Genomic DNA, 14,326 nt, shown 5'->3' with positions numbered 1-14,326 from the left:
TAGAATTTTGAATTTGTAGCACGAAGTTTTAGCTTCGTTAGCCGCAAGTTGGTATTTTGAAAAAGGGGACTGTCCAGCATCTGGGTAGTCCCTTTTTTAGTCTAAAATGTGGCTCTAAAATAGAAGTCTAAAATGCGATTTTGCGCCAAAACCTAAACCTTGTCATTTTTTGGTAGGATAGAAAGGCGTTATCTTTGTCTTATTTTCACACCCTAAATGCGTTAGAACATGGCACTTTATATTACAGATGCGTGTATCAACTGTGGAGCTTGTTTGGCAGAATGTCCCAATCATGCCATTTATGAGCCTGCCCAATCGTGGAACTTTGCCGAGGGGACGGCTTTGGCAGAGGTGGAAACCGAAACGGGTGAAAGCCTTGATGCCCAAACTTTGCAAGAGCCACTTTCCGACTTCATTTATTATATCGTACCCTACAAATGCACCGAGTGTCAGGGTTTTGAAGAAGAGCCGCAGTGCCAAGCGGTCTGCCCTGTGGAGTGCTGCCTGCCTGATGCCAACTTCATAGAAAGCAAAGCGGAATTGCTCACCAAAAAGGAATGGCTGCATGCGGTTTAGTGTGTAGCCTTTTTGTAGGATAGGACAAAAAAGAGAGGCTTAAAAAGATTTAAAAAAGCTATTCAAAAGGCAAAAACCACTCAAAAAGCCCTCAAAAAGCACCCTTCACTTGATTTTTGTAAATCTTTATCCTTTCTTTTGCGTTAAAAGGGAAGCGCAACTACTTGCTCTACCTATCCCCTCTATCATAGTCGGAGTTGGTCGAAGACATGAATCAAATAAACTTCTCAAATCCTATCACGCATTTTTTTACTACTTCCTTCTCGTGGTCTTTTTTTCTACCTCAAAAGGCTTTCACTTTTCCGACGAAAAAGAAGCATCTTTTGAGGCTTTTCCTTTTGGTGAGTCTGATGTGCCTCTTTTGGGTGGGAAGTCTTGCCGCCGCAGGCGACATCACAGGCGATGAATTGGTGCGCCTTATCGGAAAATCGGAAAACGCGCCCGAAGTGCAGCGTTTTCTCAAAAGTTTGGGAGAGCAGAACCGCAAAGAGGTGGGAAATACCTACGTGTATCCTGAGAAAGGGATTCGCATTGTCTTTTCGCCTACGCGCCGTATTGCAGTTATCAATATCTATACAACTTATTTTTTCGGACGCACTACCAACTTTCAGACCTATCGCGGCAGCCTGCCCTATAAATTAAGTTTTAAAAAAACACGCGAAACCGTCATCACAACGCTGGGGAAACCGCACAAAACGGTTGCTACCTATTTTCATTATTTCGAAAAGATGCCCGTAGAAATGATACTTTCATTTCATAGCGAAAGTATTAAATCGCCCCTAACAGGGCTGACCCTTAAATTTAAAGAATGTACGCAAGGGGATTGCGTCAATGGTTGGGGCGTGTGGCAAAATCTGGACGGCGACAAATATGAAGGCGAGTGGAAAGAGGGCAAATATCATGGCGAGGGTACGCTTTATGTGGCATCAAAGAAAATAAAACAAGAGGGCGTTTGGGAAGCGGGAGTCTTCAAGGGCAAAAATTATTTTAGCTCTCAACATCTCTACAACCTTTTGGGCAAGCACCAAGAGAGCGAAGAAGTGGCGCAAATTGCAGAGGATAGCAAGGGCAAGTATGAAAAAAATAAATTGGCTTACGATTATGCGCAATATCTTTTTGCGAGCAAAAATTTCAGACTTTTTTTCAATGACTACGGCTATCTCTACAAAATAGAACTAACAAAGGGCGGATTTCAAAAATTCAAACACCCTATTTTGGATAAAATAGACGGCAATACGGTAGATGAGCATTTTATTTATCACCTTTTGGGGTCGCCACAAAGAGAGGCGCAGCACCCCATTGGAAAGTCGTGGTACTACAAAGATGGCAAATATGATATACGCTTCAATTTCGATAAGTACAATCACCTCGAAGGGGTTGAGATTTTTTTAGAAAATGATGCCACTGTGCTTGCCGAAAATAAAATAGAAGGTGAGTGTAAAAAAGGCGATTGCGAAAATGGCTATGGCGAGTTTGTTTCGGTGGCGGGCAGGTATTTGGGTAGCTTCAAAGATGGAAAATTCGAGGGCAAGGGCGTGATGCACTATGCCAGCGGCGGTAAGTACCAAGGAGAATTTAAAGCCAACCTTCGCTATGGGAAAGGCACTTATATCTGGTCGGATAAGAGCCGATACGTGGGCGAGTGGAAAGACAACCAACGCGAGGGGTTTGGCAGAATGGAATACGCCAACAAAAGCCGATACGAAGGCGATTGGAAAGAAAATGAACGCGACGGCAAAGGCACGATGTACTATCCCAATGGCGATAGGTATTCGGGTACTTGGCTACACAATGAGGCGTCAGGAAAGGGCGTTATGCACCGCGCTTCGGGAAAAATAGAAGCAGGAACGTGGCAAAATGGCAAAAAAGTAAATTGATTTTTAGGCACAAAAAAAGCCCTAAGGGTTCTCAAAACCGTTAGGGCGTTGTTATTTAAAAAAGAGGTGTTACAAAGGTTATTTTTTCACCTGACGCTTCCAAGTGTCTTCTCTGCCAAAGAGAGAAACGCCGATATAGCCTTTGCCCATCAAGATATTTTTGTTTTTTCTATCCATCGTGATTTTGAAGCTATAATCGCTGCCGTTGGTAGGGTCGTAGATGTTGCCATTGTCCCACTCCAAGTTTTTCTCATCACCGACAAATTCCAAATCGCGCATATTGACCATGCCTTTCATCGGGCGGCTTTTGAGTTTGTCGTCAGGATTGTTCACGTCTTTGCGTGGATTGCCGTTGGCATCATTGGGTTCTTTGAGCCAAATGATTTTGCCGTAATATTTCTTGGGGTTTTCGCCATTTGCCTGCACGCCTTTGTAGATGCGAATGACAGAGCGTCCGTTGCTCGGCATCCAGTCGCCTAAGATGTTATCGCCTGCTGCGTCTTGATGCGTATCGGCTACGACCAAAGAATTTGCGCCTAAGGCAAGTCCAAGAACGAGAAAGGCAAAGAGGAAATGTTTGACTACTGTTTTCATAAAGAAAGGATTGGTTTGTGATAAAAGAATTTGAATAGGATTTTTTTGTTTTATACAAAGATAAAATCGCAATAAAAAGCAACTTCACTTTTGAAAAACAAAGTAGAGATAGTTGGAAAAAGCCCCCTTTTGTGTCTGTTTTTTATCTATTTCGAGGGCTTTTTTCTGATATTCAATTAAGGACTTACAAGTGCTATGCCAACTCTGAAATAGAGCGGAATCCCGATATTATTTTCTAAGACGGCTTCGGTCATGGCTTCGGTTTCGTCCATGTCGAATCGGTAGGCTATGCGTGCGCCTGCTTGGGCATCGAGCCAAATAAAATTGCTAAGGGCTTGGCGGAATTGCAGACGCGCTCGAATTTCAGACTTACGCAGTTCTAAGTCGGTGTTGTTGGGTGCGAAAGAGCCGAAACCTGCATTGTTAGAACCTTGTAGGGCGTAGGTCTGTCCTTCTAATTCATATCCGAAAAGCAGGAGCGATTTGACCGAAAAATTATAGCGCAAACTGGCACGCGCAGGCAGGAGCATTTCCGTTCCCCAACGCTCATTGAAGGTCTTATTCCACATCAAAATAGGAATATGCAAGACCCTACCGCCGCGATAAGTGCGTGTTGCACCGATAGCAAAGTTGGTATTGTCGTTGAATTTCCAACCGAAAAGAGCCGAAGCCGAATAGCGCAATTTGCCAAAGTCGGGACTAAGGTCGCCGAAATTGTAGTTGCCATTCAAAGAGGGTTCTACCTGAAAGATAAGGAAGTTCTTTTCATTTAAGGGCTTGAAAATCAAAGCACCAACGGCAATTGAGCGCAAAGGGTGTTCGGCTAAATTTTGTGCTAAATCCTGATTGCCTTCGCTGAAAGTGGCATCAGAGGCGTAGTTGCTCTGCCAATAGTTGGCATAAAGATTTACAATCAAATTGCTTTTAGAATAAACGGGGTAGTTCGTTTCGAGGCGAAAACCCTGATTGATGCCCATTGCGGTTGTGGTTTCGCTATTGTCTGCTGTGCGCGTCGAAACCATATCAAAAGGCAGCACCATATCATAGCTGATACTAATTAAATTAGAAGGGCTAAGGTTTTGGATTTTATTGTTACAAAACGCCTTTATTTTGGTGTCGTCGGCGGCTTCGTATTGGCTTGGGTCGTAGTCGTCTTCGTCGTCTTGCGCCGCAAGGTTTGGAGCGGTAAAGAGCAATACGCCCAAAAGACTTAGAAAAGTCAGGTAGGGGTAGAGTTGTTTTTGCATATTTAGAAAATAGTTGTTTGATTTGTGTGTAAAACGCAGAGGGGGCTTTCTGAAAAGCCTTGAAATTCATAGCTTTTAAGATTTTATAGCCGCATAAAAGGGTATAAATAGTAAAGCTATTTGCTTTGCTTCTTTTTCAAGCCCAAAAGATAGCATGGTTTTTAGAAAAAACAAAGGCGCAGGGCTTTTTTTGCGAAATAAAATTTTTATTCTCTTCCCTACTGCATAATTTCCTATCTTTGGTTTTGTTTAGAAAAAGTAAAAAAATGTATCCTTCTCGCTTTCCTATACCTACTACAAGATTTTTTCCACTCTTTTGGGGCTGTATCTTTTTATGGCTTTTTTCGGCTTGCCTTCCTTTTTTAGAGATGTGGCGCAGCAATCCTGTGGCTCTCGATGCGCGTAGGGTCAGGATTGCGCAAAGTGTTTTATTGGAAAACAAAGATAATTTCCTACCGATTCAAGCCTTAGAAAAAACGCTTTTCCTGACTTTTGCCGACGCACCCTTGCAGGAGTGGGAGCGCGTTTGCAGGCTTTACTACCCCTTCGAAATGACTTTTGTCCCGATTCAAAACATAGAAAAAGGTTTCGAGGCGCAGTGGAAAGTGCTTCAAAAAAAAATGGCGCAAAATTCCTATCGCTATGATAAGATTGTGGTAGGATTGGCTACCGCTGCCGATTCGCTCACCGCCTCGCAAAAGCAGGCATTGGAAACTGCCCAAAAGATGACCCAAATCCCTTGGGCGGTTGTTTGGTTTGGCAATCCGCAGCGGCTTGGGGCGCAATGGGTCAGCCGTCAGCAGGCTTTTCTAACCACTTTTGCTTCCGACTCTTTGGCACAAAACATTGCAGCACAAATGATTTGTGGCGGAATTGCGACACAGGCGGAAATGCCCTTTGAAATGGGCAAATATGCAGAAGGGTACGGGCTTGGCACTTCAAAAATTCGTTTAGAATATTCACTACCCGAAGATGTGCGCCTCGATAGTGAAATTTTGGCACAGATAGACGACTTAGCCGCCGAAGCGATTGCACAAAAGGCGACACCAAGTTGTCAGATTTTGGTCGCCAAAGAGGGAAAAATTGTCTATCAGAAAGCCTTTGGATACCACACCTACGATTCTTCTCAAAAGGCAAGTATAGAAGATAGGTATGATATTGCTTCTATTACCAAAATATCGGCGGCTACACTTGCCCTGATGAAGCTCTACGACGAGCAGCGTTTCAATTTGGACACCACTTTTGCTGCCTACCTACCTTTTCTGAAAAATACCAACAAGGATACACTTATTTGGCGTGATATGCTTACTCATCAGGCGCGTTTGCAGGTAGGCTTGCCTCATTTTTATTCACAATTTAAAAAGGGAAAGTTAAAATCTGATTACTTCTTTTGGGCTGCCGACCAAACTTTGGAAAAAGATAGAAATAAGTTTGGAAAACAAAGTCAAGATTTTACTCACATTTTTTCTGATACCATTGCCGCAGATTTTTATGTGCGTCCTGATTTTTACCAAAAAATAATATTGAAAAATATTGCAGACTCAAAACTTTTAGACTCTACTAAATACGTGTATAGCGACGTAGGCATGACCCTTGTGCCTGCTCTGGTAGAAAACATTACGGGAGAGAATTTTGAAACTTTTTTATATCAAAATTTTTATCAAAAGCTGTATCTACAAAAAACCTGCTTTAATCCTGTTCAGAAGAATATTCCACTACATACCATTCTTCCTACCGAAGACGACCAGAGCTATCGCAAACAGGTCTTGCGCGGCTATGTTCACGACCCTACGGCTGCGGCTATGGGCGGCATTTCAGGGCATGCGGGGCTTTTTAGCAATAGTTATGATTTAGCCGTTTTGATGCAAATGTTATTAAATGGAGGGCAGTATGGTGGCACTACTTTTTTTAGTTCTCAAACGGTTGCCGAATTTATACGTTGTCAATTTTGCCCTCAAAATCGCCGCGCTTTGGGTTTCGATAAGCCCACTTTGCCCGATGCGCCCCAAAAAAATGTTGGTGAAGGCACACCGCTGAATACTTTTGGGCATTACGGTTTCACAGGAACGGCACTTTGGGCAGACCCCGACAACCAAATTATCTACATTTTCCTTTCCAATCGCGTTTTTCCAAAGGCGGATAACAATCAACTTTCCACACTTAGTACCCGTACTAAGGTGCAGGCAGTTATCTATAAAGCTCTTTTTTGAGCAAAATAAAGTATAAAAAATATATTGTGTTTTTTATTATTATTCCTACCTGTACTCTATAATACAAACAAATAGCCCTAAAAAAGCTACTCAAAGCGCGAGGGTTTTTATTTGATGATTTTTCAAAGCTACAAAATAGCATTTTGTATTTGTTTTTTGCTATTTTTGCAGTATCTTGCAATGCAAATCCAAGATTTGCCGCACTGATAGGTCGTAGTCGGAGACTACGCCCAACGGGGATAAAGCCAATTGCTATATATTTAAAAAAATGAACAATTATATACTTATAATAGAAGATATAACAGAGTATATCTTTCAGCTCACTGCCCCTTCTTACAATAAAGACGAACACATCTATGTCTATATACTTTTTTGGATAGCAGAGGAGCTAAATCATGCTCTTGCTGATAAAAATATATGTTTAGAAGTTGTAAATGTAGAAGGAATAATTGGTGGAATTTATCTCGGTGTAGTTTATCAAAAAGAATTTAATGGAATAGAAACATACATAGAAAATATAGTATATAGTCAAATAAAAAGTATAATACAAGAAAAAAAAATAAGTTCATTTATAGATTTTATAATTAAAGCAAAAACAAATAAATTACTATCTGAAAAAATAACAAAAATGATAAGCTAATTATTCCCGTTGTCCGTAGTGTTCCCATAACCAAAAAATAAACTAAATGTTGGGCGTAGTTTCCAACTACGACTTATCAATTCCGCAAATCTTAGATTTGCAGGGCTGCTACTATTAAAACATAGACAAAATAGCATTTTGTACTTGTTTTTTGCTATTTTTGCAGTATCTTACAACGCAAATCTAAGATTTGTCGCACTGATAGGTCGTAGTCGAAGACTACACCCAACGGGGAATTACGACCAGCAGGGGAAGTCAAAAGTAATATTATTGATTTTTCAACCTCACAGCTTCCAAATTTATCATATAGGCTTGTATTAGTTTTGAGTAAAAGCTTGACGTTACAGGAGACCTGTATACTATATTCGTTCTTCTGTCAAGGATATAATAGGAAGCTGTTGTTGTAATGTCACTATAGTAAGTTGTTGTAGTGTTATACGTAGCCCTAGATTTGTGGATTGTATTTAAATCAAAAACATATCTGTATTTTGATTTATCTTTGTACTTATCAGAGTTTACTTGGTCTCTTAGAACAAATTCATACTTCCCATGATATTCATTTGATACCTGCTTTTTAACGTGTTTGTCATAGCTTTTCTTGCCAGTTATTACACATATTAGAGTGCTTTCATCTTTCCCAAAATTAGGTGGAATAGCTCCTTTTTCGATTTTAATCGCTGAAACAGCCATTAGTTTTACAAACTGACCACAAGAGGTTGATAAAAACAATAAAGCGACTGAGCAAATTGCAAGATAATAGTTTTTTAACTTCATATTTGTTTTTTTTAATATGCTATAATGACTTAGTTTTACGCACTACAACATTAGGAGTATTGCCGTAAAGCGAGTTGTTGTAAGAAGTTTCAGTATGTGCGTAAAAACACTTTTTACGATGTAAGTCGTGTTTAACTTTATAGTCTGTAGTACGTTTCTAAATAGTGTTTGTACGTGCAACAAAGTTAAATCTTTTTTCGGATTTATGCAAGGTATAGGGATAAAAATTTTTTACAACGGAAAAATGTTTGCGAAGGGCGGGATTTAATAGCACTTCCCTTGCCCTACTCCGTTGTCCGTAGTGTTCCCATAACCCAAAAAATAAACTAAAAGTTAGGCTTAGTCTGCGACTAAGACTTATCTATTCCACAAATCTTAGATTTGCAGGGCTGCTACTATTAAAACATAGACAAAATAGCATTTTGTAGTTGTTTTTTGCTATTTTTGCAGTATCTTACAACGCAAATCAAAGATTTGCCGCACTGATAGGTCGTAGTCGGAGACTATGCCCAACAGAGGAGACTACGCCCAACGGGGGGGAGAGCAGTATCAAAAAGCCTTGAGCATGATAGAAATCCTAACCGATGCTGGCAAAACTTATCCACAGCCTTATCATTTATCAAAAAACAGTTGTTCCTCTAATGCTGTTTTAGTATTGCAAAGAGCGGGCTTTACCCCTCCTATAATAGGCAGGGTACATCAAATTCCAAAACTTCTTTTTGAATGGTTTAAACAACAATAAACTTAAAAAATCATGAACGACCTACCTCCTACAGATATAGTTGAGGCTGTTTGGTTTGAAGAAGGAGCACCAGACCCTTTTACTCTTAGAAGTAAAATGGAAGAGCTATCAGGTATGCAGATTATTTGTCAACAAGCTAAGTATAGTGAAAAAACATATTCTATCATAGAAAAATTGCCAGAAGATTGGTCTAATATTTTTCTTGAAAAAAATAACATTGCGATAGAATTTATATCAAATCAAACTAAAAGTTATGCTTCAATAGTTTATTATAACAAAAATACAATACTAGATTTAAGGTATTTCAATCCAATGAAAATGGGTTACATGGAGGTCTTACTTTGGCGTGCGCTTGGTGCGCTTGGTGGAAAATTTTGTTATTTAGGAGAAATAGAAGACATTTATTATAGAGGTTTCCCTAAAAATTGGTTTTTACCTTATGAAGAGGCTAAAACAAAGCGACGCTTTTATTAGCTTTGCTGGTCATAGCCCTCTGCTGTGCGTAGTGTTCTCATAACTAAAAAACAAAACTAAAAGTTAGGCTTCGTCTTCGACTAAGCGTCATCAATCCAACTTCTTAGCTTTTCGGGGCTGCTACTATTAAAACATAGACAAAACAGCATTTTGTATTTGTTTTTTGCTATTTTTGCAGTATCTTACAACGCAAATCTAAGATTTGCCGCACTGATAGGTCGTAGTCGGAGACTACGCCCAACGGGGATATGCAGGTTAGTCCTAATGTTAATATTATACCTTAAGGAAACTAAGAAAAAAGATTTTTTAAATAAACCATTTATTAGGTTTATTAAAAGTTTTATACATGTATTTAACTGTCATTTAAGCATTATACAATATTTGTTAAGTGATACAGATGAAAACATGGTTTTTTTAAAAGATTATTTTTATTTAATTTTTATGATTTATTTTTGGATTCTAATGTTTTTTGGAAAAGTAAAAGATATAGATTGGATTATTATGTCAGTAATTCTCCTTGCTAGCTTTTGGTATCTTCCTTATATTGTAGTGTATTTGATACTTCCCCGTTATGCGTAGTGTTCCCATAACCAAAAAATAAACTAAACATTAAGCGTAGTTTCCAACTAAGACTTATCAATAAGGCAAATCTTAGATTTTCAGGCTATAAGTCTATGCTCGATAAACTGCCTGCTAAAAATCAAGTGGTAAAATTTACCACAAGGCTGCGTTTAGTGAATAAAGCCCACTCGAATATCCCAAGGGCTATAATAGGGGCTATTGTTTTGGTCATAGAGTGGGTTGTAGAGCAGCAAAATATTCAATCCTAACTTTTCGCTGACCTTCAAAGTATAGCCTGCCCCCGCCCAAAGGTTCTGAATCCAACGCCTTTCCTGCCCCATATCAGTAGTAGGTAGGTTGGCATTGATAAACTCATATTCGCTTTCTCTTAAAAAAAGTGCCTCTTTTCGACAAAAGAGCCGCATTTGTAGGCGTTTATGCTAAGATAGCCCTATTTTGGTAGTAATTTTGCGTGTGAAGGCAAAAAAAATGCAGGTGAGTTTCAAGTTCTTTTCTTATATTTGGACTTGTGCTTGGGCATAACGTCTTTCTAAGAGCTTTCAGCGTCCTTTTGTTTCCCTTTCGAAGGCAGTGTTCATTTTTCACACGTACTCCTTACATACCTATTCATGAGCAAGCGAGCAGGTTTATTTCAGCGTCTTTCCACCAAGTTGATATTGGGCTTTTCTGTTATCTTGATAGTGTCCATTTTCGTCAATCTCTTTGCGATATGGAAACTCTATCAGGTGCAGAAAGTAGCCATAGAGATTAGCGAAAATTGGATGCCCAGTATTTATACCATCTCCGATATGAATACCAGTACGGGCGAATTTATGATACAACAACAACAGCACATCTTTTCGCTCTCCGAGGTAGAAATGGCGCAGGCGATTGGCAATATGGAGGAAATCCAGCGTCGTATCTTAGAGCGTTCCCAAGAGTTTGAACGCCTTTTGAGCGAGCGTGAGCGTCGCTTTTCGAATGAGGAGATGACCGAAAGCGTAGAGCGCGACAAAAACCGCTTTCTTTCCTATAAAGAACTCTACACCCAATACATAGACGAGAGTAAGCGCATTATCCAACTTTCTAACTACAACAACAAAGAAGAAGCAAAGGAAAAGATGCGTGAGCGTTCGTTTTCGCTCTTCGAATCGTGTAGCATGGAACTGACCGCCCTTATTTCGGAAAACTTTATGAATGGCAAGCGGGCAGCCGAGCGCAGCGAAGAAATTTACGCCGATTCGCGCACCTTAATCACCCTTTTTACGATGCTTTCTATTTTCGCCAGCGTCTTTGTTGCTTTTTTCATTGTTTCTGATGTGAGAAAGCAGATTGGAGGCGAGCCTGCCGACATCGCAGAGGTAGTACGTAGGGTGTCTGATGGCGACCTGACTATGGAATTTAGAAATGATGCGCCCTCGAATAGCATCTATACTTCTGTTCGCAAAATGGTAGAAAACCTAAGAGAAGTATCCAAACTGACCAATAACATAGCCAAAGGCGATTTATCGCGTCGCGTCGAGGTCAAGAGCAAAGCCGACCTTTTAGCCATTTCTATCAACCAAATGATAGACAATTTTAAGGACATCATCACCCAAGCGCAGGTGATTGCAAAAGGCGACTACTCTATCAACATCAAACAACACGGCGAACATGACGAATTAGGGGCAGCCTTGCAGCTCATGACCAATAGCTTGCGCCAAAATAAGCAAGAAACGCAGGAGCAAAACTGGATTAAAGATGGTTTGAATCAATTAGGCAAACAGCTTTCGGGAAATTTGCAGTTCATCGAGCTTTCGCGCAAAGCCATCTCTTTTTTGGCGCGTTATACTACCTCCTCACAAGGCGTATTGTACATCTATGAAGGCGAAAGCAAGAGTTTGAAATTACAAGCCTCCTTTGCCTTTACCGAGCGCAACGCCCTTTCGAATCAGTACAAAATCGGCGAAGGGCTTATCGGGCAGGTTGCCTTAGAAAGAAGCCCTATTTTGCTCAAAAATATCCGCCGAAACGACATGACCCTTTCGGCAGGCACTTTTGAAGAGCCGCCCATGCAACTTTTTGCCTTCCCCTTGGTCTTTGAAAACGAACTCTATGGCGTGATAGAGTTGGCTTCCTTTGATGAATTTACAACTCTCAAACGCGACTTTTTAGAGCAGGCAAGCATTACCGTCGCTACCTACATCTATTCGGTGCAACAAACCGACCGCATCAAGGGGCTTTTAGCCATTTCAGAAGAAGCCACACGCAACGCAGAAGCCAGAGCGCGAGAAATTGCACAAGCCAATATGCGTTTGGAAGTACAGCAAGCCGAATTGCAAGAAAAGTCGGAAGAATTGCGCCGTCGAAACGAAAGCCTCATTCAAGCCAAAGAAGAACTCGACCGCAGAGCCGAGCAGCTTGAAATGTCAAATCGCTACAAGTCGGAATTTTTGGCGAATATGTCGCACGAACTTCGCACGCCACTCAATTCTATCATCATGCTTTCTAAAATGCTCTCTAAAAATGAGCGCAACTCTTTGAACGACAAAGATGTCAAGAAGGCGAAAATCATACACAAATCGGGAGGCGAACTCTTGCGTCTTATCAATGACATCTTAGACCTTTCGAAGATAGAGGCAGGCAAAATGGTCATCAATCCTGCCCAATTTGCCACAGACGAAATTCTGACCGATATGCACGACCTTTTCCATACCATTGCGCAGGAAAAGAACGTTGCCTTTATCATAGACGACCAAGTGAAGGGCGCACTTTATACCGACAAAGAACGCTTGGCGCAAATCTTACGCAACTTTTTGGCTAATGCCTTCAAATTTACCAAAAAAGGCAGCGTAACCCTTCGCATTGCACCTTATCAAAATACTGAAAATCAGGTAGTTTTTAGCGTCGTAGATACAGGTATCGGGATTCCCAAAGACAAGCAGCAAATCATTTTCGAAGCCTTCAAACAAGCCGACGGCACTACTTCGCGCGAATACGGTGGCACAGGTTTAGGGCTTTCCATTGCGCGTGAGCTTGCCAAACTTTTGCAGGGTAAGATAGAATTGGAAAGTACGCCTAATCAGGGCAGCACTTTTAGCTTGGTCTTGCCTTTGGAAATAGACGAAGAATTAGCCGCAAAAGAGGAGCGCGTAACCGTAGCCAAAACTGAACGACCTGCCGCCGAAAAAACCGAACAACAGCATCTTGCCCAAGTCTTCAATGCCAAAAATACCGCCGAGCGCAAGTTGCAGATGGCGCGGATTCGCCAGCACGTAGAAGACGATAGAAACAATATCCATAAAAACGATTTTGTCATTCTCATTGTAGAAGACGAGGTACAGTTTGCCGAAAGCATGGCGGAGGTGCTAAAACAGCAAGGCATCAAGACCCTTATTGCGCAAAGTGGCGAGGAGGGCATCGATTTGGCACTCGAATTTAAGCCCAGCGGCATTATCTTAGACTTAGGCTTGCCCGATATCGACGGCGTAGATGTGCTTAGAAAGATTAAATCTATCAAGGAATTGCGTCATATTCCTATCGAAATCATATCGGCACGCGATAAAGATAGCAACCTTATTAGTCGGGGTGCGATAGGTTTCCTACAAAAGCCCATAGATGAGTTGGCTCTTAAAAACGCGCTACAAGACATGGTCAAAGTAGCGAGCAAATCTATCAAAGAATTGCTTATCGTAGAAGATGACGAATCGCAGATGGAGGCGATAAAGGCTCTCTTAGTCGGTGATGACGTGCGCGTTTTGGGGGTTAGAAGCAAAGAAGAAGCCATCAATCAATTACAGACCCAACATTTCGACGGCGCAATTATAGATTTGGGACTCAAAGATGGCAATGGCGCAGAGATTTGCGAATTTATCAACGAAAACTACCCCAAAGTTCCTATCATTATCTATACAGGTAAAAGTATTTCGCCCGAAGAGGAAAAGAAATTGCGCAAGGCAGCGCAAAGTATTGTCCTCAAAGCCCAAGATGCTGAGGAAAAACTCAAAGACGAGGTTTCTATCTTTTTGCATCGAATGGAAAAAGAAGTAGAGCAAGAAGATAGCAAAAGCGGAGCCGCCACCCTTGCAGAAGTGCCAAAAGAAACCGCACCTGCCGAAGTCTTGCAGCCCATCAAACCCAATAAGGCTGCCATAGAAGAAATTGAAGCCAAAGTAGCACAACAAACCGTCGCTCCCAACGGGCTTCAAAAAGGCAGAGCCGATACCAAAACAGAGGAAAACAAAGACTTTTCGCGCGAGGAAATTGCCGCCCTCATCAAGGATAAAAACATCTTAGTCGTAGATGACGACATCCGAAATATTTTCGTGATTGCCTCTGCCCTCGAATCCTTTGAAGCCAATATCTTGGAAGCCCTCAATGGGCAGGAAGCCATCGAAACGTTGCGCTCCGAAGAGGTAGATTTGGTGCTTATGGATTCGGTCATGCCTGAAATGAACGGCTTAGATGCCATGCGACAAATCCGAAACGACCCCCAAATCGGACATATCGCCATTATCGCCATCACAGGCAAGGCACAGGAAGAGGATAAAAAAGAGTGTCTCGATGCAGGAGCGAATGATTATATCACCAAGCCCGTCGATTACGACCAACTCATCAAAGCCGTTTGTCAATGGATTGGTAAGAAAGTCTGA

The 14,326-nt window shown here is 41.3% G+C and carries 11 protein-coding genes; 7 read left to right on the top strand and 4 right to left on the bottom strand.

Annotation, left to right across the window (positions count from 1 at the left end; genetic code table 11):
* Positions 1-228 precede the first annotated feature (228 nt).
* Together G500_RS0109715 and G500_RS0109710 are read left to right on the top strand one after the other, a co-directional pair.
* On the top strand, positions 229-576 hold the full coding sequence (locus G500_RS0109715; protein WP_027002423.1) for a 4Fe-4S dicluster domain-containing protein: 348 nt from the start codon (positions 229-231) through the stop codon (positions 574-576).
* A gap of 209 nt (positions 577-785) precedes the next feature.
* Entirely contained in the window at positions 786-2,453 is a 1,668-nt protein-coding gene (locus tag G500_RS0109710) for an MORN repeat-containing protein (protein WP_027002422.1), read from the top strand.
* A 78-nt stretch (positions 2,454-2,531) separates the two neighbouring features.
* Here the strand turns inward: G500_RS0109710 and G500_RS0109705 are convergent, their stop codons facing one another.
* Positions 2,532-3,047, bottom strand: coding sequence for a DUF2147 domain-containing protein (locus G500_RS0109705; protein WP_027002421.1), 516 nt, complete (start codon positions 3,045-3,047; stop codon positions 2,532-2,534).
* Positions 3,048-3,223: 176 nt separating this feature from the next.
* Entirely contained in the window at positions 3,224-4,294 is a 1,071-nt protein-coding gene (locus tag G500_RS23085) for a DUF6268 family outer membrane beta-barrel protein (RefSeq protein WP_051203411.1), read from the bottom strand.
* Between the two features lie 266 nt (positions 4,295-4,560).
* Here G500_RS23085 and G500_RS23080 point away from each other — a divergent pair, with 266 nt between their 5' ends.
* The gene (locus tag G500_RS23080) at positions 4,561-6,504 is read left to right on the top strand and encodes a serine hydrolase domain-containing protein (RefSeq protein WP_154657108.1); all 1,944 of its coding nucleotides are present in this window, start codon (positions 4,561-4,563) and stop codon (positions 6,502-6,504) included.
* Positions 6,505-6,772: 268 nt separating this feature from the next.
* Positions 6,773-7,144 carry a hypothetical protein gene (locus tag G500_RS0109680; RefSeq protein ID WP_027002419.1) on the top strand — a complete coding sequence of 124 codons (372 nt, stop codon included), beginning with the start codon at positions 6,773-6,775 and terminating at the stop codon, positions 7,142-7,144.
* A 267-nt stretch (positions 7,145-7,411) separates the two neighbouring features.
* Here the strand turns inward: G500_RS0109680 and G500_RS0109675 are convergent, their stop codons facing one another.
* Positions 7,412-7,918: a hypothetical protein gene (locus G500_RS0109675; protein WP_027002418.1), complete on the bottom strand. Its 507-nt coding sequence runs from the start codon at positions 7,916-7,918 to the stop codon at positions 7,412-7,414.
* A 565-nt stretch (positions 7,919-8,483) separates the two neighbouring features.
* Here G500_RS0109675 and G500_RS0109670 point away from each other — a divergent pair.
* Positions 8,484-8,660 (top strand): hypothetical protein, encoded by a 177-nt coding sequence (locus G500_RS0109670; RefSeq protein ID WP_154657107.1) that lies wholly within the window; start codon positions 8,484-8,486, stop codon positions 8,658-8,660.
* Between the two features lie 12 nt (positions 8,661-8,672).
* On the top strand, positions 8,673-9,134 hold the full coding sequence (locus G500_RS0109665) for a hypothetical protein (protein ID WP_027002416.1): 462 nt from the start codon (positions 8,673-8,675) through the stop codon (positions 9,132-9,134).
* Positions 9,135-9,865: 731 nt separating this feature from the next.
* Here G500_RS0109665 and G500_RS23075 read toward each other — a convergent pair.
* On the bottom strand, positions 9,866-10,120 hold the full coding sequence (locus G500_RS23075) for a hypothetical protein (protein ID WP_051203410.1): 255 nt from the start codon (positions 10,118-10,120) through the stop codon (positions 9,866-9,868).
* A 204-nt stretch (positions 10,121-10,324) separates the two neighbouring features.
* On the opposite strand from G500_RS23075, the gene G500_RS0109650 reads away from it, so the two are divergent.
* On the top strand, positions 10,325-14,326 hold the full coding sequence (locus G500_RS0109650; protein ID WP_027002414.1) for a response regulator: 4,002 nt from the start codon (positions 10,325-10,327) through the stop codon (positions 14,324-14,326).

Source organism: Hugenholtzia roseola DSM 9546 (genome assembly GCF_000422585.1).
GTDB classification, from domain to species: domain Bacteria; phylum Bacteroidota; class Bacteroidia; order Cytophagales; family Bernardetiaceae; genus Hugenholtzia; species Hugenholtzia roseola.
Note: the sequence above shows the minus strand (reverse complement) of the source record. Positions and strands in the feature narration are given on the sequence as shown.

Excerpts from the sequence above, each read along its gene's own strand:
- G500_RS23085 (WP_051203411.1), bottom strand. The coding sequence starts at position 4,294 with ATGCAAAAACAACTCTACCCCTACCTGACTTTTCTAAGTCTTTTGGGC.
- G500_RS0109710 (WP_027002422.1), top strand. The coding sequence starts at position 786 with ATGAATCAAATAAACTTCTCAAATCCTATCACGCATTTTTTTACTACT.
- G500_RS23080 (WP_154657108.1), top strand. The coding sequence starts at position 4,561 with ATGTATCCTTCTCGCTTTCCTATACCTACTACAAGATTTTTTCCACTC.
- G500_RS0109705 (WP_027002421.1), bottom strand. The coding sequence starts at position 3,047 with ATGAAAACAGTAGTCAAACATTTCCTCTTTGCCTTTCTCGTTCTTGGA.
- G500_RS0109665 (WP_027002416.1), top strand. The coding sequence starts at position 8,673 with ATGAACGACCTACCTCCTACAGATATAGTTGAGGCTGTTTGGTTTGAA.
- G500_RS0109670 (WP_154657107.1), top strand. The coding sequence starts at position 8,484 with ATGATAGAAATCCTAACCGATGCTGGCAAAACTTATCCACAGCCTTAT.
- G500_RS0109715 (WP_027002423.1), top strand. The coding sequence starts at position 229 with ATGGCACTTTATATTACAGATGCGTGTATCAACTGTGGAGCTTGTTTG.
- G500_RS23075 (WP_051203410.1), bottom strand. The coding sequence starts at position 10,120 with ATGCGGCTCTTTTGTCGAAAAGAGGCACTTTTTTTAAGAGAAAGCGAA.
- G500_RS0109680 (WP_027002419.1), top strand. The coding sequence starts at position 6,773 with ATGAACAATTATATACTTATAATAGAAGATATAACAGAGTATATCTTT.
- G500_RS0109675 (WP_027002418.1), bottom strand. The coding sequence starts at position 7,918 with ATGAAGTTAAAAAACTATTATCTTGCAATTTGCTCAGTCGCTTTATTG.
- G500_RS0109650 (WP_027002414.1), top strand. The coding sequence starts at position 10,325 with ATGAGCAAGCGAGCAGGTTTATTTCAGCGTCTTTCCACCAAGTTGATA.